Annotated in this window: 21 protein-coding genes and 2 pseudogenes; 5 read left to right on the top strand and 18 right to left on the bottom strand. The window is 60.4% G+C overall.

Annotated features, from left to right (window positions below):
• Positions 1-43 precede the first annotated feature (43 nt).
• From nuoH to GGI60_RS29715, 3 genes are read left to right on the top strand one after another with little or no spacing between them, the layout of a single operon-like run.
• Positions 44-1045 carry an NADH-quinone oxidoreductase subunit NuoH gene (gene nuoH / locus GGI60_RS29725; RefSeq protein ID WP_183920071.1) on the top strand — a complete coding sequence of 334 codons (1002 nt, stop codon included), beginning with the start codon at positions 44-46 and terminating at the stop codon, positions 1043-1045.
• Between the two features lie 10 nt (positions 1046-1055).
• Positions 1056-1622, top strand: coding sequence for an NADH-quinone oxidoreductase subunit I (locus GGI60_RS29720; RefSeq protein ID WP_183920069.1), 567 nt, complete (start codon positions 1056-1058; stop codon positions 1620-1622).
• 45 nt (positions 1623-1667) lie between these two features.
• Positions 1668-2108 (top strand): CBS domain-containing protein, encoded by a 441-nt coding sequence (locus tag GGI60_RS29715; RefSeq protein ID WP_183920067.1) that lies wholly within the window; start codon positions 1668-1670, stop codon positions 2106-2108.
• 186 nt (positions 2109-2294) lie between these two features.
• On the opposite strand, the gene nuoG is transcribed toward GGI60_RS29715, so the two are convergent.
• The 17 genes and pseudogenes from nuoG to GGI60_RS29630 all read right to left on the bottom strand — a co-directional run bounded on the left by nuoG (position 2295) and on the right by GGI60_RS29630 (position 20314).
• Positions 2295-4874, bottom strand: coding sequence for an NADH-quinone oxidoreductase subunit NuoG (nuoG, locus tag GGI60_RS29710; RefSeq protein ID WP_183920095.1), 2580 nt, complete (start codon positions 4872-4874; stop codon positions 2295-2297).
• A gap of 32 nt (positions 4875-4906) precedes the next feature.
• On the bottom strand, positions 4907-6172 hold the full coding sequence (gene nuoF / locus GGI60_RS29705; RefSeq protein ID WP_183920065.1) for an NADH-quinone oxidoreductase subunit NuoF: 1266 nt from the start codon (positions 6170-6172) through the stop codon (positions 4907-4909).
• A 4-nt stretch (positions 6173-6176) separates the two neighbouring features.
• Positions 6177-6689 carry an NADH-quinone oxidoreductase subunit NuoE gene (gene nuoE, locus GGI60_RS29700; protein WP_183920093.1) on the bottom strand — a complete coding sequence of 171 codons (513 nt, stop codon included), beginning with the start codon at positions 6687-6689 and terminating at the stop codon, positions 6177-6179.
• Positions 6690-6706: 17 nt separating this feature from the next.
• Positions 6707-7921 (bottom strand): NADH dehydrogenase (quinone) subunit D, encoded by a 1215-nt coding sequence (gene nuoD / locus GGI60_RS29695; RefSeq protein WP_183920063.1) that lies wholly within the window; start codon positions 7919-7921, stop codon positions 6707-6709.
• Positions 7922-7950: 29 nt separating this feature from the next.
• The gene (locus tag GGI60_RS29690) at positions 7951-8487 is read right to left on the bottom strand and encodes an NADH-quinone oxidoreductase subunit C (protein WP_183920061.1); all 537 of its coding nucleotides are present in this window, start codon (positions 8485-8487) and stop codon (positions 7951-7953) included.
• Positions 8484-8987, bottom strand: coding sequence for an NADH-quinone oxidoreductase subunit B family protein (locus tag GGI60_RS29685; RefSeq protein WP_183920059.1), 504 nt, complete (start codon positions 8985-8987; stop codon positions 8484-8486). Before GGI60_RS29685 ends, GGI60_RS29690 begins: the two co-directional genes overlap by 4 nt.
• The gene (locus GGI60_RS29680) at positions 8975-9340 is read right to left on the bottom strand and encodes an NADH-quinone oxidoreductase subunit A (protein WP_097582071.1); all 366 of its coding nucleotides are present in this window, start codon (positions 9338-9340) and stop codon (positions 8975-8977) included. The genes GGI60_RS29685 and GGI60_RS29680 overlap by 13 nt, the downstream gene beginning before the upstream one ends.
• A 105-nt stretch (positions 9341-9445) precedes the next feature.
• Positions 9446-10885: an NADH-quinone oxidoreductase subunit N gene (locus tag GGI60_RS29675; protein WP_183920057.1), complete on the bottom strand. Its 1440-nt coding sequence runs from the start codon at positions 10883-10885 to the stop codon at positions 9446-9448.
• Complete coding sequence (locus GGI60_RS29670) at positions 10882-12357, bottom strand: NADH-quinone oxidoreductase subunit M (RefSeq protein ID WP_183920055.1); 1476 nt, start codon at positions 12355-12357, stop codon at positions 10882-10884. The genes GGI60_RS29675 and GGI60_RS29670 overlap by 4 nt, the downstream gene beginning before the upstream one ends.
• A gap of 8 nt (positions 12358-12365) precedes the next feature.
• Positions 12366-14126: a Na(+)/H(+) antiporter subunit D gene (locus GGI60_RS29665; protein WP_183920053.1), complete on the bottom strand. Its 1761-nt coding sequence runs from the start codon at positions 14124-14126 to the stop codon at positions 12366-12368.
• Positions 14119-14373 (bottom strand): hypothetical protein, encoded by a 255-nt coding sequence (locus GGI60_RS29660; RefSeq protein WP_183920051.1) that lies wholly within the window; start codon positions 14371-14373, stop codon positions 14119-14121. The genes GGI60_RS29665 and GGI60_RS29660 overlap by 8 nt, the downstream gene beginning before the upstream one ends.
• Entirely contained in the window at positions 14370-15833 is a 1464-nt protein-coding gene (locus GGI60_RS29655; RefSeq protein ID WP_183920049.1) for a monovalent cation/H+ antiporter subunit D family protein, read from the bottom strand. The genes GGI60_RS29660 and GGI60_RS29655 overlap by 4 nt, the downstream gene beginning before the upstream one ends.
• A 4-nt stretch (positions 15834-15837) precedes the next feature.
• Positions 15838-16140 carry an NADH-quinone oxidoreductase subunit NuoK gene (gene nuoK / locus GGI60_RS29650; protein WP_183920047.1) on the bottom strand — a complete coding sequence of 101 codons (303 nt, stop codon included), beginning with the start codon at positions 16138-16140 and terminating at the stop codon, positions 15838-15840.
• A complete protein-coding gene (locus GGI60_RS29645) occupies positions 16140-16640 on the bottom strand; it encodes an NADH-quinone oxidoreductase subunit J (protein ID WP_183920045.1) in 501 nt (166 codons plus the stop codon). Before GGI60_RS29645 ends, nuoK begins: the two co-directional genes overlap by 1 nt.
• A 337-nt stretch (positions 16641-16977) precedes the next feature.
• Positions 16978-17351 (bottom strand): annotated as a pseudogene (locus tag GGI60_RS29640) (TOBE domain-containing protein); the annotation flags it as partial.
• Positions 17348-17938: pseudogene (locus tag GGI60_RS29635) on the bottom strand (adenylate/guanylate cyclase domain-containing protein); the annotation flags it as partial. The pseudogenes GGI60_RS29640 and GGI60_RS29635, both read right to left, overlap by 4 nt.
• 57 nt (positions 17939-17995) lie before the next feature.
• Positions 17996-20314, bottom strand: coding sequence for a membrane-bound PQQ-dependent dehydrogenase, glucose/quinate/shikimate family (locus GGI60_RS29630; RefSeq protein ID WP_183920043.1), 2319 nt, complete (start codon positions 20312-20314; stop codon positions 17996-17998).
• Between the two features lie 204 nt (positions 20315-20518).
• Between GGI60_RS29630 and GGI60_RS29625 the strand changes: the two genes are divergently transcribed.
• Both GGI60_RS29625 and GGI60_RS29620 read left to right on the top strand, forming a co-directional pair.
• Complete coding sequence (locus GGI60_RS29625; RefSeq protein ID WP_183920091.1) at positions 20519-21628, top strand: acyltransferase family protein; 1110 nt, start codon at positions 20519-20521, stop codon at positions 21626-21628.
• 370 nt (positions 21629-21998) lie between these two features.
• A complete protein-coding gene (locus GGI60_RS29620) occupies positions 21999-22298 on the top strand; it encodes a hypothetical protein (protein WP_183920041.1) in 300 nt (99 codons plus the stop codon).
• Positions 22299-22329: 31 nt separating this feature from the next.
• Here GGI60_RS29620 and GGI60_RS29615 read toward each other — a convergent pair whose 3' ends face one another.
• The gene (locus tag GGI60_RS29615; protein ID WP_183920038.1) at positions 22330-22980 is read right to left on the bottom strand and encodes a sugar transferase; all 651 of its coding nucleotides are present in this window, start codon (positions 22978-22980) and stop codon (positions 22330-22332) included.
• Between the last annotated feature and the right edge of the window lie 155 nt (positions 22981-23135).

Here is a 23135-nt window from a genome sequence, read left to right as displayed (position 1 = left end):
TCCGGTTGAGCGTTTCAACCCGATGAATAAGTAGTCGCGGATCATGGAACTTATCGTCGCCCTTGGCCTGATCGTCTTCAAGGTCGCGTTTCTGATTGCGCTCTTGCTGCTGCTGCCCTTGCCGCTGACCTGGCTGGAACGCAAGATCGCAGGGCACATTCAGCAGCGGATGGGACCGATGCGCGTGGGGTGGCACGGGCTTCTGCAGCCGGTGGCGGACGGAATCAAGCTCTTAACCAAAGAGGACCACATCCCGGCCGAGGCCGATCGCTTCCTGTTCAAACTGGCGCCAATATTGGCGCTCGCCCCGCCCTTTGTGGTGTTCGTCGCGATCCCCTTCGGCGAAAGCATCTCGGTCCTCGGCGCCGAGATCACGCTCTACGTCTCCAACATGAATGTGGCATTACTCTTCGTCTTTGCGGTGATCGGGATCGAGGTCTATGGCGTCATCTTCGGTGGTTGGGCCGCGAACAGCAAATACGCGGTCCTCGGCAGCCTCAGGACCTGTGCGCAGATGATCAGCTACGAGATTCCGATGGGGTTCGCCGTGATCGGGGTGGTTATGTTGGCGCAATCCATGAGCCTGCTCGACATCGTGCGGGCCCAAACCAATGTCTGGAATATCGTCTACCAACCGGTCGGCTTCTTCGTGTTCTTCGTTGCCGGATTGGCCGAGGCGCAGCGTATACCTTTCGACCTTTCGGAAGCGGAAGGCGATCTGGGCGCCGGCTTCCATACAGAATACAGCGGTATCCGCTTTGCGTTTTTCATGGTCAGCGAATATGCCATCGTGTTGCTGGTGTCGGTTCTGGTGGTGATCCTGTTTTTCGGCGGCTGGAACGGCATCCTCATCCCCTTGCCACCACTGCTCTGGTTTGTGCTCAAGGTCGCATTCTTCGTCTATGTGTTCATCTGGTTCCGCTTCACTTTCCCCCGCTACCGCTACGACCAACTGATGGCGATCGGATGGAAAGTCTTGCTTCCTCTGTCGATGGCGAACATAATTATAACCGGCGTACTTTTAGGGGCCATGGCGGCTCCGTAGCGAGGCGGCGATGTCGCGCGCGCAGGACAAAGTTGGAACATGGATTGGTTGGGCGTTCTTCGCCGATCTGGCGAATGCGTTGGTTCTGACCTTCGGCTACCTGTTCTCCAGAACCGTAACCATGCAATATCCGGACAAGGAAAAATGGCTCCCGTATTCACGCTATCGAGGGCATCACTTCCTTACGCGCGATGAAGAGGGCGAGATCAAGTGCGTGGCCTGCGAACTCTGCGCGCGGATCTGTCCCTGCGACTGTATCGAAGTCGTCCCCTACGAGGACGAGAAGGGCAACCGGCACCCGGCCAAATTCGAGATCGACACGGCTCGCTGCCTGTTCTGCGGGCTGTGCGAGGACGCCTGTCCAGCGGATGCAATCGCCCTTGGCCAGCAGTACGAATTTTCGAGTTTTTCCTCGCGTGACCTGGTGATCGGGCGCGACGACCTGCTCGCCAAGCCGGGCAAGGCGGCAACCGGCGGCGGCGTGGTTACCGCACGCCTGAATACCAAGAAGGACGTGCTCGTCGAGACGAAAGAGATGCAGGGCTATAACTGGTGGCGGAATATCCGGCGAACGTGAACGCGCGCCATCCGTCAAGCCGGAGCGCGCAGACAGGAGGCTCAGATGCTTGTCGGCGAAATCATGAAGAACAAGGGTGTCGGTGTCATCGCGGTCGCGCCCGATCAGACGATGTTGGAAGTCTTGAGGCTGTTTCGCGACAACAATATCGGCTTCGTCGTCGTCAGCCAATCGAACGACGAATACCTGGGTTCGCTATCGGAGCGGGATTGCTGCAATGCGGTGGCGGAATACGGGGCCGAGGCGGCGATGATGCGGGTCGGGGATGTCATGAACCGCAATGTGGCGACCTGTTCGACACGGGATTTGCTCCCCTCCGTGATGGGGATCATGACCCAGCGGCGTACGCGTCATGTGCTGGTCCTGGATGGAGGCGACGTTGTCGGCGTGGTCAGTATCGGCGACGTGGTTAAACATAGGCTCGACGAAGCGCAGCGCACAGAGCAGGATCTGCAGGATTACATCTGCGGGACCAGGTATCACTGACGTCGCTAGAACAGGATGATTTTAGGCCTGGTCGGCCTAAAATCTGAATCCTGTTCTAAATTAAACAGTTAGAGCAATGATGTCGCCCGAAAACCGCTCACACTTTTCGGCATCATGCTCTAGCTTGATTGTGAGGACGCTGGGGCAGGGCAGCTTGCGGACGCGCGGCGGCCCGACTCCAAATCTTCAGACCCCACGCCAGATCCGGCTCGTGCGGTCGGCCTCAAGAGTGGCGTGCACCTTCTGGACTTCCACCGGGCATGGGTACTCACCCCGCCGCATCAAGCCGTTGAGACGCAAGGCTCTGTAGTTTTCCGGAACGAAGACGAGGCCCCTGGGAAACCGGGGGTCGATCTTCAACTGCGCCGCCAGTTCGCCCTGGGCGGACCGCACAATGACCTGATCGCCATCCGAAAGGCCAAGCTGTACAGCATCCTGCGCGCTCATCGCGACATAGGGATCATTGGCGACCGTGTTCAGGATGTCCGACCGTTCGGAAAGATATCCGTTGTGGAACAGGCAGTCACCGGTGATCAGCATGAGCCGGTCGGCTGCTGGCGGGACGGGCGGCGGCGAAAAGAACGTGGCCACAGGTGCCGTCGGCGCTGCCTTGGTGAATGCGCCGTCGGCGCCAAGTCCATCCTGTGTCAATCCCTGGTAGGCGGGAACAAGCCGCGCAACCTCGTCGAAAATTTCGCCTTGCGTCGACGGCCGCAGTGCCTGGTTGCGAAGCGCCGCGACGAAGTCGAAGATCGCCAGATTGCTCCGCGCCTCGAAGGCGGGTTCGCGAAATTTGCGGATCTTCTGGATCCGGCCCTCGTTATTGGTGAACGTGCCGGTTTCCTCGCCGTAACCTGCCGCGGGTAGGACGACGTCGGCAAGGCCCGCCGTATCCGTGAGGAAGGCGTCCTGCACAATCAGGAGATCGGCGGCGCCAAGCGCCCGCGTCACGAAATCCCTGTCGGGATAGGCAATCAGAGGGTCGGTTGCGACGATGTAGAGAGCGCCCATCCGCCCGCCAACGCAGAGTTCCAGCATGGCGTCGAGATCCGCGCCGGGGTCAGACGGGATTTCGGCGCCCCAGTTCCGCGCAAGCGTTGCGCGCGCTACGTCGTCGGTTATCGCCTGCAACCCCGGCAGAGCCGCCGGCAGAACTCCCATGTCCCAAGCGCCCATCTGGTTGGCACGGTCGAAGAGGAACTGCATCGCCAGGTCCTTGCCGAGCAGGCGCAGAGCCTGCAGCAGATTATTGATCTGCTGCAGCGTCGCGCTGGCTTCGGGTGATCTCAGGAGGTCGACGCTGACTAGTACGGTGACGCTGCGGCCTTCCTTAAGCGCCGCGGCCAGACGATCCGGCCCGTCAATGCCGGTTTCCGCCGCTGGCTTGCCGATTGTCGCGCCAATGCCCGCGAGAACGTTGCCCGGTAAGGCCTCACCAACTGCCGCTACGAGACCGGCCACCACCGCCGCAAGGCTCGCCGCTTCTCCGCCCGGCGGCACGCGAACCACCACCCTGGCATGGGCATCCAGACGGGATGGCCGCGCCGAGAGCATGAGCAATCCGGTCTGCCGTCGCCGCACGCCATCCCGCAGCAGGTATTCGGTGACCGGGTTCTCCTCGGTGACGTTGCCGCCGACGATGAGCACGCAGTCGTTGCCGATCACTTCGTCCAGCGGTGCGCGGCTGTTGAAGGCTGCCATTAGCGGGCCGAGCGTATCGAAGGGCGCGGACCAGCGTGACGAGCAATCAATGCTGTTGGTCCGGAACGCGGTCCTCATCAGCTTCTGAAACTGATAGAGTATCTCGTTGGGTAGGCGAGGCGAGGCCAGCCCGCCGGCAGCCTTGCCCTCGACGGCCGACAGCCGCTGGCGCAGATAGTCCCCCGCTTCGTCCCAGGAAACCGGAACCAGGGTGCCATCACGACGGATCATCGGTCGCTTGATCCGGTCCCGGTTCGCGACGAAATCCAGGCCGAAGCGTCCCCGAACGCAGAGCACTTCGCGGTTAAGCCCCTCGTCCCACTTCGAGCGCACCCGCATGAACTCGCCCTTGCGCGTGCCCACCGTCAACTGACAACCGGTGCCACAATGCGGGCAGACCGTATCGGTCTCGACCAGATCCCAGGGCCGCGCCTTGTAGCGATAGGGGAAGCTCATCAGCGCGCCGACCGGGCAGACCTCGACGCAATTGCCGCACTGATCGCAGCTTGCGAGACTGCCCTCGAAGCCGGTGACGGCGGTATCCATGCCTTTTTCAACGGTACCCAGGGCGACCGCGCCGACGACCTCCTCACACATCCGGACGCAGCGTTGACACTGGATGCAGCGGTTGACGTTCATGATGATGACCGGGCTGAGACGGATGTCCTCGGAATGGAATACACGTTTTGGATCGTGAAACTCGCTTTTGCGAGGCCCATAGGCCATCACCATGTTCTGAAGCTCGCATTCGCCGCCCTTGTCGCAGATCGGACAGTCGAGGGGGTGGTTGGCGAGCAACATATCGAGCATGGAAGCGCGCGTTTCCTCGATCAGAGCTGTGTTCGACCGCACCACCATACCCTCGGTGACGGCGGTGGCGCAGGACGGCTGCAGCCGCCGCTGCCCCTCGATCTCCACCAGGCACATGCGACAGGAGGCCAGCGGCGGCAGACGCTTCAGATAGCAGAAGGTTGGGATATCGATGCCCAAACGCCGGGCGGCCTGCAGCACCGTCGAGCCAGCCTCCACGTCCAGCGTTTGTCCATCGATCGTAATGCTAACCATACTTCCTCGCACTCCTGTCGCGGCGCAGGCCTTCAGTGAAAGGGGCACCTGTGCTCCTCGATATGGGCGACGAACTCAGCGCGAAAATGCGCGAGTGCAGCCCGCAATCCCATCGCCGCCCCGTCACCCAAGGCACAAAACGTATTGCCGAAAATGCCCTTGCAGAGCATCTCCAGCTGCTCCAGATCGCCGGCAGCACCTTCGCCGGCCTCGACCCGGCGCAGGACCTTCACGACCCAGTTCAATCCTTCCCGGCATGGCGTGCACTTGCCGCAGGACTCATGATGGAAGAATTCGATGATCCGGGTCGCGACCTTGACCATGCAGGTCGAGTCGTCGATCACAATAACGCCAGCCGAGCCGAGCATCGAGCCGGCGGCGGCCAGCGAGTCGAAATCCATCCCGACCTCCAGCCCGTGCTCCGGTATGACCGGCGCTGAGACCCCGCCCGGGATGACCGCCTTGATTTTGCGGCCCGGCAGCACGCCGCCGGCGTGGTTCTCGACCAGTTCGCGCAGCGGTATGCCCATCGGCAACTCATAGAGGCCGGGTTTGCGCACCTGCCCACTGAGGCAGTAGAGCTTCGGCCCGGGGCTCTTGTCCGGACCGATGCCCCGAAACCAGTCCGACCCCCGCGTAACGATATGCGGCACGCAAGCGAGCGTTTCGACGTTGTTGATCACTGTCGGGCTTGCGTAGAGCCCAGCCACGGCCGGAAATGGCGGCTTCAATCGCGGCTGCGCCCGTTTGCCCTCGAGCGACTCGAGCATCGCAGTCTCTTCGCCGCAGATATAGGCGCCGGCGCCGCAGTGGATGTGTATGGTGAAATTGAAATCCGAGCCCAGAATGCGCTTTCCGAGATAACCCTTTGCTTGGGCCTCGGCGATCGCCTGCTCCAGACGACGGATCGCCGTCACATATTCTCCGCGAATGTAGACATAGGCGGTTTCGGCCCCAATCGCGTATGCACTTACCGCCAACCCCTCGATCAGTTGATGCGGGTCGCGCTCCATGATGATCCGATCCTTGAACGTGCCCGGCTCGCCCTCATCGGCGTTGCAGCACAGATATGTCGGCTTGCCGGTCCGCTTCGGCACGAAACCCCATTTCATGCCCGTTGGGAATCCGGCACCGCCGCGACCGCGTAGATTGGACCGCTTGACGAGGTCGATAACCTCGTCAGGCGTGTTTTCGCACAGCACCTTGGCCAGAGCCTGGTAGCCTCCGCCGGCCTCGAAGGTGGAGAGCAGATGGCCATCCCGAACATCGACATTCTTGAGGAGGATCGGTTCGAACATGACGCTATTCTCCCGGCGGTGCTGCTGAGGCGAGATCGGCACCAGTCGCTTTCCCCGCCTCCGTTCGCAACCTGTCGAGAAGCGCGTCGATGCGCGCGATGTCGAGGTCGCCGTGATAGTCATCACCAACCTGCATCACTGGAGCCATCTCGCAGGCGCCGAGGCATTCGACGGTCGAAAGCGTGAACAGCAGGTCTGGGGTGGTTTCGCCCTTCTTGATCCCGAGGACCTCCTCCAGATGCCTCAGCAGGTCCTCGGAGCTGCACAGCATGCAGGAGACGTTGTCGCAAAGCTGCAGATGGAACATGCCCACCGGTTCGGTATGGAAGAGCGTGTAGAAGGTCGCCAGCTCGTAGACCCAGATCCGCTCGACTCCGAGAATGTTGGCGACCTCCTCCAGCACCGGACCAGGCAAATGGCCATGCTCCGTCTGCGCGATCCGAAGCGCGGGCATGATCGCCGAGCGCTGGTCTGGATACCGCGCCGCCGCCTCTTCGATCTTTTCGCGCAGGGTCATCACGTCCAAATCCTCTGCTACTTGTCCACCTCCGCCATTACGGGGTCGAGGCTGCCGAGCACGGCGATCATGTCCGCCAGATAGCGGGCGTTGCTGACCCCGAAGAGGGCCTGAAGATTGACGAACGAGGGTGCCCGCACCTTCATGCGGAACGGTTTTGGCGAGCCGTCACTGATGATGTAAAAGCCAAGCTCGCCCTTTGGGGCCTCGATCGCCGAATAGACCTCGCCCTTCGGCACCTTGAAGCCGTAGGCCGACAGGTCAAAATGCTGGATCAGCGCCTCCATCGAGCAGTGCACCCGATCCTTATCCAGTGGGAAGGCGATTGTCGGCATATCGATCTGGAACGGCCCCTCAGGCATCTGGTCGATGCATTGTTCGATGATCCCTATGCTTTCGCGCATCTCGTCGACGCGGCATCGCCAGCGTGCATAGCAATCGCCCTCATGACGGGTGATGACGTTGAAATCGAGCCGGTCGTAGATCTCGTAGGGCTCATCGCGCCGGATGTCCCAGTCGACACCGGAAGCACGCAGGTTCGGGCCGCTGAGGCCGAGATCGACGGCATCCTCGGCGGAGATCACGCCGATCCCCTTCGTGCGATTGAGAAACACCCGGTTATCTTCGAGCAGTCGCTCATAGTCGCGAATCCGGTTCGGAAAGATGTCGCAAAACTCCCGGATCTTGGGGAAGAATCCGTCAGGCAGGTCCTCGCGCACTCCGCCGACCCGGCAGAACGAGGTGTGCATGCGCGCGCCGGTGATCATTTCCAGGAGGTCCATGATCATTTCACGTTCGCGCATGACGTAAAGCAACGCGGTCATGGCGCCGAGATCCATCGGCAAAGCGCCCGTGATCAGGAGGTGACCGGAGATCCGTGCCAGCTCGGCCATCATCACGCGGATATATTGCGCCCGGATCGGTGCTTCTATGCCGAGGAGTTTCTCCACCGCCAGCGCGAAAGCGAGGTTGTTCGAGGGCGGACAGAGATAGTCGAGCCGGTCCGTCAGCGGGAAAATCTGGGTATAGGTGAAGCTCTCCGCCAGTTTTTCGGTGCCGCGATGGAGGTAGCCGATATGCGGATCGACGCGCTCGACGAACTCGCCGTCCAGTTCGAGGACGAGCCGAAGAACCCCATGGGTGCTGGGGTGCTGCGGACCGAGATTGAGAAGCACTTCCCTGGTATTGAGCGCTTCGCCCTCAGGCCTGCTGAGCTCGGTGACTTCGGTCATCTCATCGTTCCGGCGTAGAACGGCCTCCCTTACGGAATGTCCCTGGTGGCAAGGTCGGGCTGCGTTGGCGGCGGACCTTCGGCACCGAAGGGGTTCAACTTGTCCTTATAGCCCCTGAGGGGGAAATCCTTGCGCTGGGGAAAGCCCTCGAAGCCTTCCCACATATAGATCCGGCGCAGATCGGGATGTCCCGCGAAGCTGATGCCATACATGTCCCAGGCCTCACGCTCATGCCAGTTGGCGGTGCGCCAAACTCCCGTGACCGAAGGCACTTCAGGAGGATCGCCAAGGCGGCACTTGATGCGGACCCGCCACCTATTGGGCAGCGAATAGAGATGGTAGACCGCCTCGAACCGCGGCGTTTCGGGATAATGATCGACCCCGCAAATGTCCGAGAGGAAATTGAATTGCAGCGCCGGATGCTCTTTCAGGAGCCGGCAGAACTCGACGATCCTCTCGGGGGGAACGGCAAAGGCGTCGATGCCGTGCGCAGTGCCGAGGTCCTCGATGGTTTCTCCGAAGCGCTCGATGATCGGAGCGCGATTGAGGGACGGCTCCGCACTCATGACGCTATAACCCGATCCAGAGGTGTTCCGGCGAGCGCCCGCGACCTCTTGATCTTTTCTTGAAGCAGGAGGAAGCCATGCATCAGCGCCTCAGGCCGGGGCGGACAGCCAGGCACATGCACATCGACGGGCACGAAGGTCTCCGATCCCTGCACCACGGCGTAGGTGTTGTAGACCCCGCCCGAAATAGCGCAGGTGCCCATGGCGATCACCCAGCGCGGTTCCGGCATCTGGTCATAGAGCCGCCGCACGACGGGCGCGAATTTCCGGGTCACTGTGCCGGCGATGATCATGACGTCGGATTGTCTCGGCGAAGGGCGGAACACCACGCCGAACCGGTCGAGATCGTAGCGGGCGCAACCGGCGGAGATCATCTCGATGGCGCAGCAGGCAATGCCGAAGGTCTCCGGCCACAGCGCCGATCTTCGGCTCCAACCAATGATGCTGTCGGCCGTAGTGAACAGCACGCTGTCGCGGATCGCGTTGTTTACGCCTCCCATTCAAGCGCTCCTTTCAGCCAGGCGTAGGCGAAACCCACGAGAAGCAGCAATATGAAGACGAACATCTCGATATAGCCGACCAGGCCGATCTCTTTCAGGACGACGGCCCAGGGAAAGAGAAACATCGCTTCGACATCGAAAACGACCAGCAGGATCGCGAGGATAAAGAACGGCACCCTGAAGCGGCCCGCCGCCGCCTCGCCCGCTGCGTCCATGCCGCATTCATAGGGCATGTTCTTGGCGGGATAAGGATTGGATGGGCGCAGCAGCGAGGAGACGAACAACGTCACCCCCGCCACCAGAACGACTCCGGCGACCATGAAAAGAACCGGCAAAAATTCCATTGCAGTCATATCACTGCACCGGTCGCCCATCGACCACGCCGCGGCGCGACTTGGGCAATCCTTCCTCTGCCTTCAAGTCTATTCCGTCGGTGTGATCATTGCAAATCCAATCGCTCACCCGCCAAAGACCGAATCTTGGGCAAGCTTTAGAAACCACGACGGAAATAGGCCGATGCCGATGGTGCCGGCAGCGGTGACGGCGAGTGTCGCGCTCACCAAAGGGGTCAGCGCCGGGGCGAACGCCCTCTTCGGCTCGCGCATGTAGATCACCATCACGATGCGGATGTAGAAATAGGCGGCGACGGCACTGAGCAGTACTGCGATAACAGCCAGCATGACGAAACCACGCTCGACGAGGGCGACCAGCACGTAAAACTTGGCGAAGAACCCGGCCGTCGGCGGAATACCGGCCAGCGAGAAGAGATAGAGCAGCATTAGGAGCGCCAGCCCCGGATGTGACTTGGCGAAACCCGCATAGTCGTCGATGACCTCGCCCGAAAAATCGCCGTTCCGCATCATGATGACGGTGCCGAAAATGCCGAGATTCATGAACGCGTAGATCAGGAGATAGAGCATCACGCTGGCGATCCCATCGGCGCCGCCAGCGGCCACGCCGAAAATGGCGAAGCCGGCATGGGCGATGCTGGAGTAGGCCAGGAGGCGCTTGAAATTGTCCTGGACCAGCGCCACGAAGCTGCCAAGCGCCATCGTCACCACCGCAATGACCGCGACGATGATCCAGACGTCTGAAGCTGCGACCAGGGGGTTGAGGAACACCCGCAGGATGACCGCGAACCCCGCCGCCTTGGGGCCGACCGACATGAACGCGGTGATCGTCGTCGGCGCGCCTTCGTAGACGTCCGGAACCCACATATGGAACGGCACCGCGCCGACCTTGAAGACCAACCCCGCGACAATGAAGACTACCGCTAGCAGCAATCCGGGATCGCGCGGATTGCCGGTTACCGCTGCAGCCATCGCGTCCAGTTGGGTGGTGCCGGTCAGCCCGTAGACCAGCGAAACGCCGTAAAGGAAAATCCCGGTCGAGACCGCGCCAAGGATCACATATTTCAGCGCCGCTTCGTTCGACCGCCGCTCTCGCCGCAGGAAGCCGGTCAGCACATAGGTACAGAGCACCACCAGTTCGAGGCCCACATAGATCGACATGAGATCGGTGGCCGACGCCATGATCATCATTCCCGAAAGCGCGAAGAGCAGCAGGACATAGTATTCGCTGCTGCCGATCCCTTCGATATCCGCATATTTTCTTGAGAGGAGGAATGTCAGGACGGTGGCTAAATAGAACACGAACTTAAAGAAGACCGCGAAGCGGTCGGCGACGAACATGCCCGTGTAGGCCGGCCGCACCTCGCCCGCCAGCATGAGTGTCGCCAAGGCGGCAATCAGTACGATGGCAACGGAAGCCCAGACAAGGAAATGTTCCTGTCTCTTTTGCACAAACTGTCCCAGAATCAGCAGGATGCAGGCCCCCGTGACCACGATGATCTCGGGCAGGCTCGCAAGGACCGACTGGAGAAGAGCAGCGGCGGTCATTGGCCACTCTCCTCACCGTGCACCTGCGCGAGCAGATGTTTCGCCGAGGCATCGATGATGTTGAGAAAAGGTTTTGGATAGAGCCCGACCCAGAGCACGAAGACGCTCAGCGACAGGATCGCAGCGATCTCGCGGGCGTTTACGTCACGTATCTTAAATCGGGCACTGACACTCGCCGGACCAAGCGCGACCTTCCCATACATGCCGAGCAGATAGGCCGCGCCCAGCAATGCGCCCAGAACGGCGGCCGCGCCGACGGCCTGGTTGGCCGCAAACCCGCCAGATAGCACGAGCAACTCACCCACGAACGAATTCGTTCCCGGCAGCGCCATCGACGACAGGATGAACAAGGCAAGAAACGCGGTATAGACTGGTGCTGCCTTCATCAGCCCACCATAATCGGCGATGCTGCGGGTGTGGGTCCGCTCGTAGATCAGGCCGACAAACAGGAACAACGCGCCCGTCGTCACGCCATGATTGAACATTTGCAGGATGCCGCCCTCGAGCCCGCGGAGGTTCAGCGCGAAAATCCCCATCGTCACGAAGCCCATGTGGCTGATGCTGGAATAGGCCACCAGCTTCTTGAGGTCATCCTGCGCCAGCGCAAGCAACCCGCCATAGACGATCGCAAGTGCCGAAAGCGAAAGCATCAGGGTTGAATAATACACCGACGCCTCCGGCAGCATCGGCAGCGAGAACCGCAGGAAGCCGTAGGCGCCCATCTTCAGCAGCACTCCGGCGAGGATGATGCTGCCCGCTGTCGGCGCCTGCACATGGGCGTCCGGCAGCCAGGTATGGACCGGCACCATCGGCACCTTGACTGCGAAGGCGACCAGGAAAGCGAAAAACAGCCACGACTGGACCCGGAACGGCAAATCCTGTGCTGTCAGAGCGAGAATGTCGAAGGTCTCGCCGCCGTTGAAATAGAGCACGATGACGCCGACCAGGAACAGGACGCTGCCTGCCAGCGTGTAAAGGAAGAACTTGAAGGCCGCATAGACCCGGCCGTCGCCGCCCCAGACGCCGATGATCAGGTACATCGGGATCAGCATCGCCTCCCAGAAGACGTAAAACAAGAACAGGTCGAGTGCGCAGAAAACCCCCAGCATCAGCGCCTCCATGGCCAGCAAACTGACCATGAATTCCTTCACGTTGCGATCGATCGCGACCCACGAGGCTAGCACGCAGGTCGAGCCCAGCAGCGCGGTCAAGAAAACGAAGAGGGCACTGATTCCGTCAATTCCAAGCGCATAGGTGATCCCGAGCGCAGGAACCCACGGGCGCGTCTCGGTGAACTGCATCGCGTGGGTCGTAGTGTCAAAACCGGCCAACATAGCGATGCAGAGAGCGAGGTCGAGGACGGTGACACCCAGCGCCATCCATCGCACCGCAGCGTCGCTGCGCAGAACCATCAGAACCGCTGCCCCGGCGGCGGGTGTGAATACGATGAGGCTGAGTAGCGGTAACCCCATGTGACCCCCTACCGCCACGCCACGGCGAAGATGGCGGTGGCCGCGATCACACCGACGATCATCGCCAGCACGTAATGGGTCACGACGCCGGTCTGGAGTCGCCGGAGCCGCCCGCCGCCGCGCAGGATCGAGCGGGCAACGCCGTTCACGACAGCGTCCACCCCGGTGAGATCGATCCGCAGTCCCGCCCGTGCCGCTCCATACAGCAGCGGCAGCGCCCCGGTTTCGGACACGTCGCTCACCGCCTTCTCGTAGCGCGCCAGCGGTCGTTCGGCGAGCCACATGAAGACCCGCGCGCCCTTGCGATAGAACCAGTCGGTGTCGATGCTGATGGTGTTCTCCGGGTCGAGCGCCCGCAGGAACAGCACGAACCCGAAGGCAGTGAACATCAGCACGCCGAGGCTCTCCGTGACATGGAGGCCAGTGTAAGGTTCGAAGTCGACCGGATAGGGGAGAAGCGCATAAAGCGGCTGCGGGAACACTCCGATCGCAATGCAAAGCACCGCCGCCATTCCCATCGCGACCAGCATGTTGCGCGGCGGCTCCCGCGCCTCCAGTTTCGGGTCCGTGCCGAAAAACATGTAATACGGCAGCTTCAAGCCCGTGTGCAGGAAGGTCCCCGACGATGCCATTGTCAGCGCCAGCACCACCAGCGCCCGATGATCCTGTCCGGCAGCGGCGATCACCATCGATTTGGTGACGAAGCCGGAGAAGAAGGGAAATGCCGAGATCGCGAAGGCGCCGACCATGTAGAGCGCCACTGTCAGCGGCATGGTCTTGTAGAGCCCGCCAAGCTCTGTGAGCTTGCGACGGCCGGTGACGTAGATCACCGCCCCAGCACCCATAAACAGAAGCGCCTTGTAGAGGATATGCGCGAAGGCATGGCTGGTGGCGCCGTTGACAGCCATCTCGGTCCCGATGCCGACGCCCGCCACCATATACCCCACCTGGCTGACGATGTGATAGGCCAACAGGCGCCGGCAGTCGTTCTCCAGTACTGCATAGATGACGCCGTAAAGCGCCATCGCGGTGCCGAGCCAAACGAGAAGCTCGGTTCCCGGAAACGCGCGCGCCAGCACATACACGGCGGTCTTGGTGGTGAAGGCGCTCATGAATACCGCCCCGGTGACTGTTGCCTCAGGGTAAGCGTCGGTCAGCCAGGCGTTGAGCGGCGGCACGGCGGCGTTCAGAAGGAACCCGGCAAGGATCAGGTAGGCGCCGGCGCCCATCCCCCCCTCGATCGGGCCTAGGAGTAGCGAGCCTGTTGAAAGCCCGTAGAGAATGATTCCGCCAAGCAGGACGACGCCGCCGGTGATATGAACCATGAGATACCGAAACCCGGCGCTGATCGCTTGCCGGCCGCCCTGTGCGAAGACTAGATAGGCAGAGGCAAACGCCATGCCTTCCCAGAACAGGTATAGCGTCAGGTAGTCGCCGGCGAATACCACGCCGAGCGCGCTCCCGACGTAGACGAACGCAGCGACGTGCTGGCCGGGGCGAGGCAAGTGCAGCGCGTAGACCGTTCCGATCAGAGCCATGATGGTGAAAACCGTGGCAAAGACGCTGCTCAGCTTGTCGACCTTCGCGATCTGAATTTGCTGCCCCAGGAACGACGCCGCGCCGTAGTTGTCCGGCTGCATCGTGACCACGGCGAGGATCGCCAACGCCGGGATCAGCAGCAGATAAGCCTTGCGGATCGATCCTCTGAGGAATGGGATCGGCAGAGCGCCGAGAATGAAGAGCAGGGCCGGATGGATGAATTCAGTCATAGTAGTCCTCGCGCCGCATCAGCCCAGCCCGATGGCCGAGAAACTTGGAAACGAAGATGAGAAGCACGCAGGAGCCGAAGCCGTAGACAGCCGACCAGCCCGGCAGGTGGTCCCACAGGTATTCGGCGTGTTCGCGGGGAACTAGAAAGTCGGCGATGACGATAAGAACGAGCGCCAGATAGAACAGCCGGCGCCGCTGATGCGCATATTCTTCGGCGCCGAAGAAATCGACCACGCGCTTGATCATCTGACCACTCCGTCCGCCAAGGTGAGAAAATAGCCAGGGAAGATGCCCATCAGCACCGACAGGATGGCGGTTGCGACCAGCGGGATCGTGACCATCGGAATTTCCCGAACCGTCGCGGGGCTCTCCTGTGCCTCAGTCCCGAAAAAGGCGAGATAGCTGATTGGCAGGAAATAGGCGGCATTCAGGACCGAACTTATGAGGAGCACGATCAGGAATGGGATTTCCCCCGCCTCCACCGAACCCCGTACCAGATACCACTTGCTGACGAAGCCCGCGGTCAGCGGCACCCCGATCATGCTGAGCGAACCGACGAAGAATGCCCCCATCGTCCAGGGCAGCCTTCGGCCGATCCCAGCCATATCGCTGATGTTGCGCTTGCCAGATGCGCAATAGATTGAACCCGCGCAGAAAAAGAGTGTGATTTTGGAGAACGCATGCGCCGCGATGTGAATGATGCCGCCGACCATCGCGACCGGCGACAACAGAACCGCGCCCAGCACGATGTAGGAGAGTTGGCTGACGGTCGAATAGGCGAGCCTCGCCTTCAGGTCGTCCCGCGTGAGGGCGTAGACCGACGCCATGAGGATCGTGAACGAAACCAGATAGGCCGTGGCGATACCGAGGCCCAGCTTCCCCACCAGTTCGACGCCGAAAACATGGAAGACCACTCGCAGCACGCAGAACACGCCCATCTTGACCACGGCCACCGCATGCAGGAGCGCGCTGACCGGTGTCGGAGCCACCATCGCGGCAGGCAGCCAGGCGTGCATCGGCATTACCGCGGCCTTGGCGAAGCCAAAGAGATAGCAGAAATACACGACCGTCAGCAGCAGCGCGGAGGCATCAGCTCCCGCCAGCAGCCCGCCCGTCACAAAGTCGAGCGACCCGGCAATGTGGTAGGTCAGCGCCAACGCGGCGAGCAGCACGCTTTTCGACGCGCCCATCAGATAGACGAGGTACTTGCGGCTGCTCGTCCATCCTTGCTCGTCCTCGTGGTGGTACACGAGGGGATAGGTAACGAGACTGAGCACCTCGTAGAAGATCACCAGCGTAAACAAATTGGCGGCGAAGGCGCCCCCTGCGGCGGCGGCCAGACTGCTGGCGAAGCAGGCGAAGAACCGGGTCTGCGCGTGCTCGTGCAAGTGCCGCATGTAGCCGATGGAATAAATCGCAGCCACGATCCACAGCAGCGACGAGACGGTGGCAAACACCATGCCGAGCGAGTCGACCCGAAAAGCGAAGTCAATCCCCGGCAGGATCTCGAACAGGCGCAAATCGATCGTCCGGCCCGCCAGCACGGTGGGCGCCATCGAGGCGACAATCGCGAACATGGCGATTGCGGCCAACGGGGAGACGACATCGCGGAGTTTCTCACGGTTGTCCAGAAGGAGAATCGCAAGGGCCGCCAGACCTGCGACGGCAACGGCAAGCAGCGGCCGGATCGATATCACCGGGTCCAAACCGCTATCCTTTCATCATGGTCACGTCGTCGACCTTGAGGGTGGACTTGTTCCTCACGAGGGCGACCAGGATACCGAGGGCGACCGCAACCTCCGCCGCGGTGATTGCGATGACGAAGATCGCGAAGATCTGCCCGCGAAAATCGGCGTAGTAATGCCCGAAAGCGATGAAGTTGATGTTGACCGAGTTGAGCAACAGCTCCAGCGACATGAGCACCACCAGAATGTTGCGCCGGATCAGTACGCCCGCCGCTCCGATCACGAACAGGACCACTCCAAGCACAATATACCACCAGAGCGGAACCATCACTCCGGCTCCTTCCGCGCCAGCACGATGGCGCCGACCAGGGCCGCCAAAAGGATCACGGAGGCGATTTCGAACGGCAGGAGATAGTCGGCGAAAAGCGTCGTGCTGAGCTGTCTGATCTGATCGCCGCCGGGTATGGCGACAGATTCGATGACCGAAAAGCGGTCACTCCAGAGCACCAGCACAAGCATCTCGACGCCAAGCAGAACGACCAGCACCAGAGCCGGAAGGTTGCCGCCCGGCAAGAACCGCTGCAACACCGCTTCGCGCACATCGATCATCATGATCACGAACAGGAACAGGACCATGATCGCGCCGACATAGACAAAGATCTGGATGACCGCGAGGAACGGCGCCTCGAGCAAGACGAAGATGGCCGAGATACTAAGGAAACACGCCATCAACGCCAATGCGCTGTGAACCGGATTCCGCGCCAGGACCACCGTCAGAGCGGTGATCACGGACACCGTAGCGAACAGAAGAAAGAACCCCTGATCCATCGACGCCGCCCCTCCGGCGCGAACTGTCACTCGGCGCGAGACGGCCGGCTATGAGATCGTGCCGCAACTTCAGATGCGTTCATAAATTGTGCCCTAGTATGAGCTTTTTCACAAGGTTATTGTCATCGGCGGAGCGAAACCGGGCCAGCCCGATGTGGCGAAGACCACTCGCGACGCGCGCGTTCGATAGCGCCATAGCGAGCGGGCGATCTAGCGTAGCCGCGAGAACCAGGCGGTCCCGGCCGACCGAGAGGCATCGATCGGACGTGTCGTGCTATTTCCTTGTGTAGGCAATAGCGTCCTGCAGCTTGGTGCGTCCGCGAAGTACGTATCGTCCTTATCCCTCGCGAAGACAGCTGAGGCCGGTTTGCGGATCGAAGAGATGCATCGCCTCCTCGTCGAAGAAGAGGGTGAGCGTTTCGTCGTCGCGGATCGGCGTGCGCGGCGGTAGGCAAGCCATCAGCCGCTGATTTCCGGCAAGGGCGGTGACGACGAGTTCTGGGCCAGCTCGGCGACCTCAAGGGTTGCCTTGAGCGACGGGCCGGCGCCGTCCGTGCGAAGGGCCTCGGGGCGGATGCCGAGGACGAGTTCGCGGCCATTGACGGCGGCTTCGGCGAAGCGGGCCAGCAGGGGCAGGCTGGCATCGGAACCTGCAATCGCCAGCCGGCCATCGCGCACTGTCGCCTTCAGCAGGTTCATCGGCGGAGCGCCGCGCCGCCGGCGCCCTTCTCGCTACAGCGATTCTTGCTGGTCCCGGTGCCGCCGATTAGACCAAGATTGACTTCTGGTTCGGCAATTCCGGTGACATCGCAAAGCGTGTCCAGGGTGAGAGGGACTTTGCCGAGATCAGTCACGGCACATTCAAGCCGCGCTCTCACCTGGCGGTAGACATCTTCGGAGAGGCAGATGGCGCCGGGCTGAGCAACTCCCTCCAATCGCGCGGCGATGTTGACGCCGTCGCCCATCAGGTCGCCGTCGTTCTCCTCGACAACATCTCCCAGATGGATCCCGACCCGGAACTCGATGCGATGCTCCGGAAGCACGCCGATATTGCGCTCGACCATCGCCGTCGGCACCTCGATCGCGCAGCGCACGGCGTCGACGGCGCTGCGAAACTCGATGAGGCTTCGATCGCCGGTGGGCTTGACGATACGGCCATTGTGCACCGCGATCGTCGGATCGATCAGGTCGCTGCGCAGGGTTCTCAGCCGCGCCAGGATGCGATCCTCGTCCGCACCGGCGAGACGGCTTTAGCCGACTACATCCGCGACCAGGATCGCCGCCAGTTTTCGCGTCACGCTCGTAGCCTCAGTTCCTCATCGGACCAAAATAGCACAGTGTGACCGGCAGCGGCGCTAATCTTCGTCTTTTAGAGAAAAGGCGAACACGTAATCGCCGTTGTCCTTGGAATATGGCGCTCCGCCAACCGAGATCACCACATATTGCCTGCCGGTTTTCGGCGAGACGTAGGTCATGGGCGTGGCGCTCGAGCCGACCGGTAGGGGATATTTCCAGAGCTCATCGCCGTTCTCGGCGTCGTAGGCGCGGATGTAATAATCCTGGAAGCCGGCAAAGAAGACGACGCCGCCGGCGGTCGCCGACGTGCCGGCATAACTCGGCAGGCCCATTGGCATCGGCAGATTGGTTTTGATCTTAAACGGCCCGAGCTGTTCGGCGGTCCCGGCCGGGACCTGCCATGCGATCTTGCGTGTGTTCAGATCCACGGCTGTGACGGTGCCGAAGGGCGGCTGCGTGCAGGGAACGCGGAGTCTCGAGGTCCACATTTCGGTGGCCATGCCGTAAGGCGTGCCGCGCTGCGGGGCGGAGGGGCCGTGAGCGGTCGTGGTTAGGGCAAAATCGACATACTCCCCGCGGGGAATGAGTGCGAAGAGGCTGGGCACGCGGATATCGTTCAGGAAGACCCGGTTGTTGGGCAGGTCGACCGACACGCTCCCCCAATTGAGGCCGCCAAGATTTCCCGGCTGCTGGATCGCATATTGCGGGCCGATCGGGGTGAAATCGCCGTCGTAGCGCATTTTTCGAAAGGCGATGCGGCATGCCAACTGATCGAACATCGTCAGTCCCCAAGCCGTCTGCTCCGTCACCCGTTCCGCACCGATCGTCGGCATGCCGACGGAATAGGGCTGCGTCGGAGACAGCTTCTCTTCCGGTGCGCCGCCTTCCTGCGGCACTGGTCTCTCCTGAACCTCGGCAAGGGGTACACCGCTCTGACGGTTGAGCAGGAAAAGCTGCCCGCGTTTGGTGGTCTGTAGGAGAGCCGGCACGGTGGCGCCATTGCCATCGGGCAGGTCGAGCAGAACCGGCTGGGCCGGCAGGTCATAGTCCCAGATATCGTGATGCACGGTCTGGAACTTCCATCTCTCCCGTCCCGTCGTGACATCGAGCGCCACCAAAGTGGCATTGTATTGATCGGCGAAAGCCGGGCGATTGACGCCGTAATAATCCGGGGTGGTATTGCCGAGCGGTGCATAGATGAGGCCGAGCTTGTCGTCGAATGCCGCAGTCGTCCACATGTTCGGCGTGGCCCGCGTATAGGTCTGGCCCTCCGGCGGGAGTTTGGTGATCTCGGGATTGCCGAGATCCCATGCCCATTCGAGTTCGCCGGTGACGACATTGAAGGCGCGGATGACGCCCGAGGGTTCTCCAACCTCCTGATTGTCGATGACCCAGCCTCCGACGACGATCAGATTACGGGCAATCAGCGGGGCCGATGTCTGGAAATAGTAACCTGACTTGACTTCACCCATGCCCTGGGAAAGCCGCACGGTGCCATTGTCTCCGAAGCCCTTGCAGAACGCGCCGGTCTTGCTGTCGATCTCCAGGAGGCGGGCATCGATCGTCGTCTGCACCAGACGCTCATTGCAAAAACCGTCGGCTGATTGGGCCTCCGATGGCATCTTGTAGTAACCGAGGCCGCGGCAGCGCTGCCAGTACGGCGCCGCCGCCTTCGGATCGAAGGTCCAGCGCGGTTTGCCCGTATCTGCGTCAAGCGCTGCGATCACGTCCGTCGGCGTGCAGGTGTAGATCGTGTCGCCGATCTGCAGCGGCGTGTTCTGGTCGGCGCCATCGCTTTTCCCGGTGCGATATGTCCAGGCAAGATCGAGCTTGGCAACATTGCCGCGGTTGATCTGATCGAATGGGGAGTAGCGATCCCCGGCCGTGCTGCGGCCATAGGATGTCCAGTCGGAGGGGGAGTTGTTGCCCTTGGCAGTCTTATAGGCGGGGATATCGGCGGAAGGGCGGATCAGCCCATGCGGCGTGAAAGCAAGGCTGAACCCCGCCGCGAGCAGGATCGCCGCAAGCAAAGTGCCACCGTAAAAGAGCTTCCGGTTGGCGGTTGGCGACAGCGACGGCGCAAAGAGAAGTGCAAAGCCCGCCAGTGCGATGGGGGACATCAAACGCGGAAAGAGCGCCCAAAAATTGAAACCCGACTCCCATAGTGCCCAGGGAAGGGTGAGAGCTGCGACAAGCAGGACAATGAGGGCGCCAGACATCTGCCGGCGCCACAGCAGAAGCGCGGCAGCCAGATAGGCAACCCCGCCGATCGCGTAATAGGGCGAGCCACCGAGGCTGAGCAGCAGGGCGCCGCCTCCTATCAGGCCCAATCCGATAAAGGCGAGAACAATCAAAAACAGCCTGGCCAGAAATTTCATGGTTTCCTCATTTGAATTCGCTGCCCGATCGCCTGGTTGTGGTCAGTTGCCTCGTCTTCGGGAGAGGGGCGCTCTCTCCTTCAATTTTTCCTAATGTAGCTCTGGTCACTGACACGCGGTCCCGACCCGGCAATCATGCCGCCGCTGCGCTGCGGCGACAGCTTGCCAATCCAAATCGAGTCAATACTTCTGAAAGGGCCACAGATGTTTCTCGGCGAAAAGCTTGATCTAGCGAAAGGGCGACCGACAGGATTCGATTATATGCGATTACTGTTAGCTTTTTCAGTACTTTGGATACATACGGCCCGCGTCACATACGGCGATGACCTGTTTCTCTGGGAGTCGCCTTTCCGTCCTGTCATCAAATCAGTGCTGCCGATGTTCTTCGTCTTGAGCGGATTCCTAGTGGCTGGCAGTCTTGAACGGTCGAAGACATTGATCTCCTTTCTCGGCAACCGATTTATCCGGATCTACCCTGCCCTTGCGGTGGAGGTATTGCTGGCAGCCTTTATACTCGGAGCGATCTATACAGAGTATGACCTAAGTGACTATTTCACCGATCCTCAGTTCTTTACTTATCTGCTGAATGTCACAGGCCACATCCACTTCAATCTCCCTGGTGTATTCCTGGATAATCCCGACGCCGCAATGGTCAATGGGCAGCTCTGGACGGTGCCCTTCGAGCTTGAGTGCTATGCCGCGATCGCCGCCCTGTTTCTGCTCGGCGTGGTCAGGCGGCGGGTGATCGCCCTTATCGCAACGCCGGCTTTGATCATCAGCTTCGGTATCGCAAGGTATTGGAAACATGAGAGCGATTGGGCAACCATGCCCACGACCGCGTCGGGCAATCTGCTCATCTGCGCGTTTCTCATGGGGGTGACCTTCTATCTCTACAAGGACAAGGTTCTCTGGGATGTGAGAATTTTCCTTGCTTCGGCAACAATCATATTATGGGCCTATTGGTTCACTTCCTTTGGAGATTTCATTGCCATTCCGGCAATCGGATATGTCACGGTCTTCCTCGGCCTGACCTCGCCCCGCAAGCTTGGCATTCTCAGTGGGGCCGACTATTCCTATGGCGTTTTTCTCTACGGCTATCCCATTCAACAGGCGTTCGTAGCGCTCGGATCTTGGGCGCATAACTGGTGGTTGAATGGCATTGTCTGTAGCATCATTGCGACCTGCTTTGCCGCCTTCTCGTGGAGATTCATCGAAAAGCCGGCGTTGAAATTGAGGAAACAAGTTACTTGGCTTGAAAATTTCAGCCTCCAGCGCGGCGCAAAACGGCAATTGGCCGCCGCAGTCTCGAAATAGCCTTATCGATGCAGGACATCAGCAGGGCTCGCCATTCACCGGCGAGCCCTGTTTCGTTGAACCGTGGTCGATTGTCGGGGGAGGATCATCACTCTGTCGTGGTAAGGAGGAGGCTTACTGCACATGATGACGTGCATTAATCTTGCTGCATGCCGCAAACATCTCTTGGTTTCGGACGATAGAGTGGCCCTGTCGGATGAATAGCCGAATATTCTGCGCTTGGTTCGGTCGGCTTACTGAGCGTGTTTTAGGAATATTTTAACAATAATAGATAAAATACTTTAATCGAACTTCGCTTCGACTTTGAGCTTTTGCCATGTCATTGAGGCAGCCGGCGGTTTAAAGGAGATGTGAAGAGAGGAGCGGGTTAATGCTGAAGAGCGCGCTTGTCGTGGTTGCCATCTCCATCGCTGCTGGAGCGACCATTCGCGCCTGGGCCTTTGCAACCTTTGCATTTCTGCTGGTCGTTGCCTTGGGTGCTGTGATCCTGCTGAAAGGTTCCTCCTTCTCGGATGCGATCGCCTACTGCCTCCAAGCGCTTGTCTTGATGGAAGTGAGCTATCTGGCGGGTCTATTCGCCTACTCGTTGTGGGAGCATATGCAAAAGCGCCGGAAAAGGAACTCTGTTGCCGAGCGCGATCCTATGACCGGCAAGCGCCCCCACGGATAATGCTACGAGTATGAGGGAAAACCGAACGACCCTACAGGTCCGTCTTGGGCAGTAAAGCGTGCCTGGAAAGCAGGGCCGCCATAGTCTTTGCCATTATCATGAAATCCAACGTGAGTGTCCAATTGCGCAGATACTCGACGTCGAGGAAAACTCTATTCTGATAACTGACGTGTTCGCTGATCTGCCAATGACCGGTCAGGCCAGGACGGACTGCGACGTAGGCATAGGCGTGTTCGCCGTAACGGGGCAGCTCCTCTTTGGCAATGGCGCGAGGTCCGACGAGGCTCATCTGCCCAAGCAGCACGTTGATCAGTTGCGGAAGCTTGTCGAGGCTCGATCGCGTCAGGATGTCGCCGACGATAGCCGCATGCAGGCTGGGCGTTGCGTCTGATCGTGTCGTCCGAAACTTAAGGCAACCGAACTCTTTTCCCCTATAGCCGATAAGCCGATGGGATTTGAAAACGGCACCCCGATCGCTGAGCATTATAATGACTGCTCCCGACAGAAGGAGCGGCGACAGAAGAAATAAAAGAGATGCCGCAATGACAAAGTCTAACGCGCGCTTCAAAATTCTGCTGATTGTATGGGATTTTGACGAATTGAAGAGACGCCCTTCCTTCCGCACCCCGGTGCTACGCCGCCAAAGGTCAGCTGGGTTGATGCCCTGATTTTTTCCCGCCATCCGCGTCTCCGTTGGGCGAATCCCAGAAATACCATCCGAAGCTTGCTTCAATACAAGTTTGACGTCTGTGACCGAGGTCATAATGGTGAATAAATTCTTTATTTCCCAAAGTTCTTCTTTTAAAGCTTTAAGATACTGTTTGCTTTTTGGATATA

The organism is Rhizobium lentis, from assembly GCF_014200175.1.
Lineage (GTDB): Bacteria > Pseudomonadota > Alphaproteobacteria > Rhizobiales > Rhizobiaceae > Rhizobium > Rhizobium mulingense.
The sequence above is the reverse complement of the archived record's forward strand: the minus strand, read 5'-3'. Positions and strand labels throughout refer to the sequence as shown.

Bases quoted from the DNA above. Each gene is read 5' to 3' on its own strand.
- GGI60_RS29715 (WP_183920067.1), top strand. From the start codon at position 1,668: ATGCTTGTCGGCGAAATCATGAAGAACAAGGGTGTCGGTGTCATCGCG.
- GGI60_RS29660 (WP_183920051.1), bottom strand. From the start codon at position 14,373: ATGATCAAGCGCGTGGTCGATTTCTTCGGCGCCGAAGAATATGCGCAT.
- GGI60_RS29620 (WP_183920041.1), top strand. From the start codon at position 21,999: ATGCTGAAGAGCGCGCTTGTCGTGGTTGCCATCTCCATCGCTGCTGGA.
- nuoF (WP_183920065.1), bottom strand. From the start codon at position 6,172: ATGTTCGAACCGATCCTCCTCAAGAATGTCGATGTTCGGGATGGCCAT.
- GGI60_RS29645 (WP_183920045.1), bottom strand. From the start codon at position 16,640: ATGGATCAGGGGTTCTTTCTTCTGTTCGCTACGGTGTCCGTGATCACC.
- GGI60_RS29665 (WP_183920053.1), bottom strand. From the start codon at position 14,126: ATGACTGAATTCATCCATCCGGCCCTGCTCTTCATTCTCGGCGCTCTG.
- nuoG (WP_183920095.1), bottom strand. From the start codon at position 4,874: ATGGTTAGCATTACGATCGATGGACAAACGCTGGACGTGGAGGCTGGC.
- GGI60_RS29625 (WP_183920091.1), top strand. From the start codon at position 20,519: ATGTTTCTCGGCGAAAAGCTTGATCTAGCGAAAGGGCGACCGACAGGA.
- nuoK (WP_183920047.1), bottom strand. From the start codon at position 16,140: ATGGTTCCGCTCTGGTGGTATATTGTGCTTGGAGTGGTCCTGTTCGTG.
- GGI60_RS29670 (WP_183920055.1), bottom strand. From the start codon at position 12,357: ATGGGGTTACCGCTACTCAGCCTCATCGTATTCACACCCGCCGCCGGG.
- GGI60_RS29615 (WP_183920038.1), bottom strand. From the start codon at position 22,980: ATGGCGGGAAAAAATCAGGGCATCAACCCAGCTGACCTTTGGCGGCGT.
- GGI60_RS29680 (WP_097582071.1), bottom strand. From the start codon at position 9,340: ATGACTGCAATGGAATTTTTGCCGGTTCTTTTCATGGTCGCCGGAGTC.
- GGI60_RS29720 (WP_183920069.1), top strand. From the start codon at position 1,056: ATGTCGCGCGCGCAGGACAAAGTTGGAACATGGATTGGTTGGGCGTTC.
- GGI60_RS29685 (WP_183920059.1), bottom strand. From the start codon at position 8,987: ATGGGAGGCGTAAACAACGCGATCCGCGACAGCGTGCTGTTCACTACG.
- GGI60_RS29675 (WP_183920057.1), bottom strand. From the start codon at position 10,885: ATGACCGCCGCTGCTCTTCTCCAGTCGGTCCTTGCGAGCCTGCCCGAG.
- GGI60_RS29690 (WP_183920061.1), bottom strand. From the start codon at position 8,487: ATGAGTGCGGAGCCGTCCCTCAATCGCGCTCCGATCATCGAGCGCTTC.
- nuoE (WP_183920093.1), bottom strand. From the start codon at position 6,689: ATGACCCTGCGCGAAAAGATCGAAGAGGCGGCGGCGCGGTATCCAGAC.
- GGI60_RS29630 (WP_183920043.1), bottom strand. From the start codon at position 20,314: ATGAAATTTCTGGCCAGGCTGTTTTTGATTGTTCTCGCCTTTATCGGA.
- nuoD (WP_183920063.1), bottom strand. From the start codon at position 7,921: ATGACCGAAGTCACCGAGCTCAGCAGGCCTGAGGGCGAAGCGCTCAAT.
- nuoH (WP_183920071.1), top strand. From the start codon at position 44: ATGGAACTTATCGTCGCCCTTGGCCTGATCGTCTTCAAGGTCGCGTTT.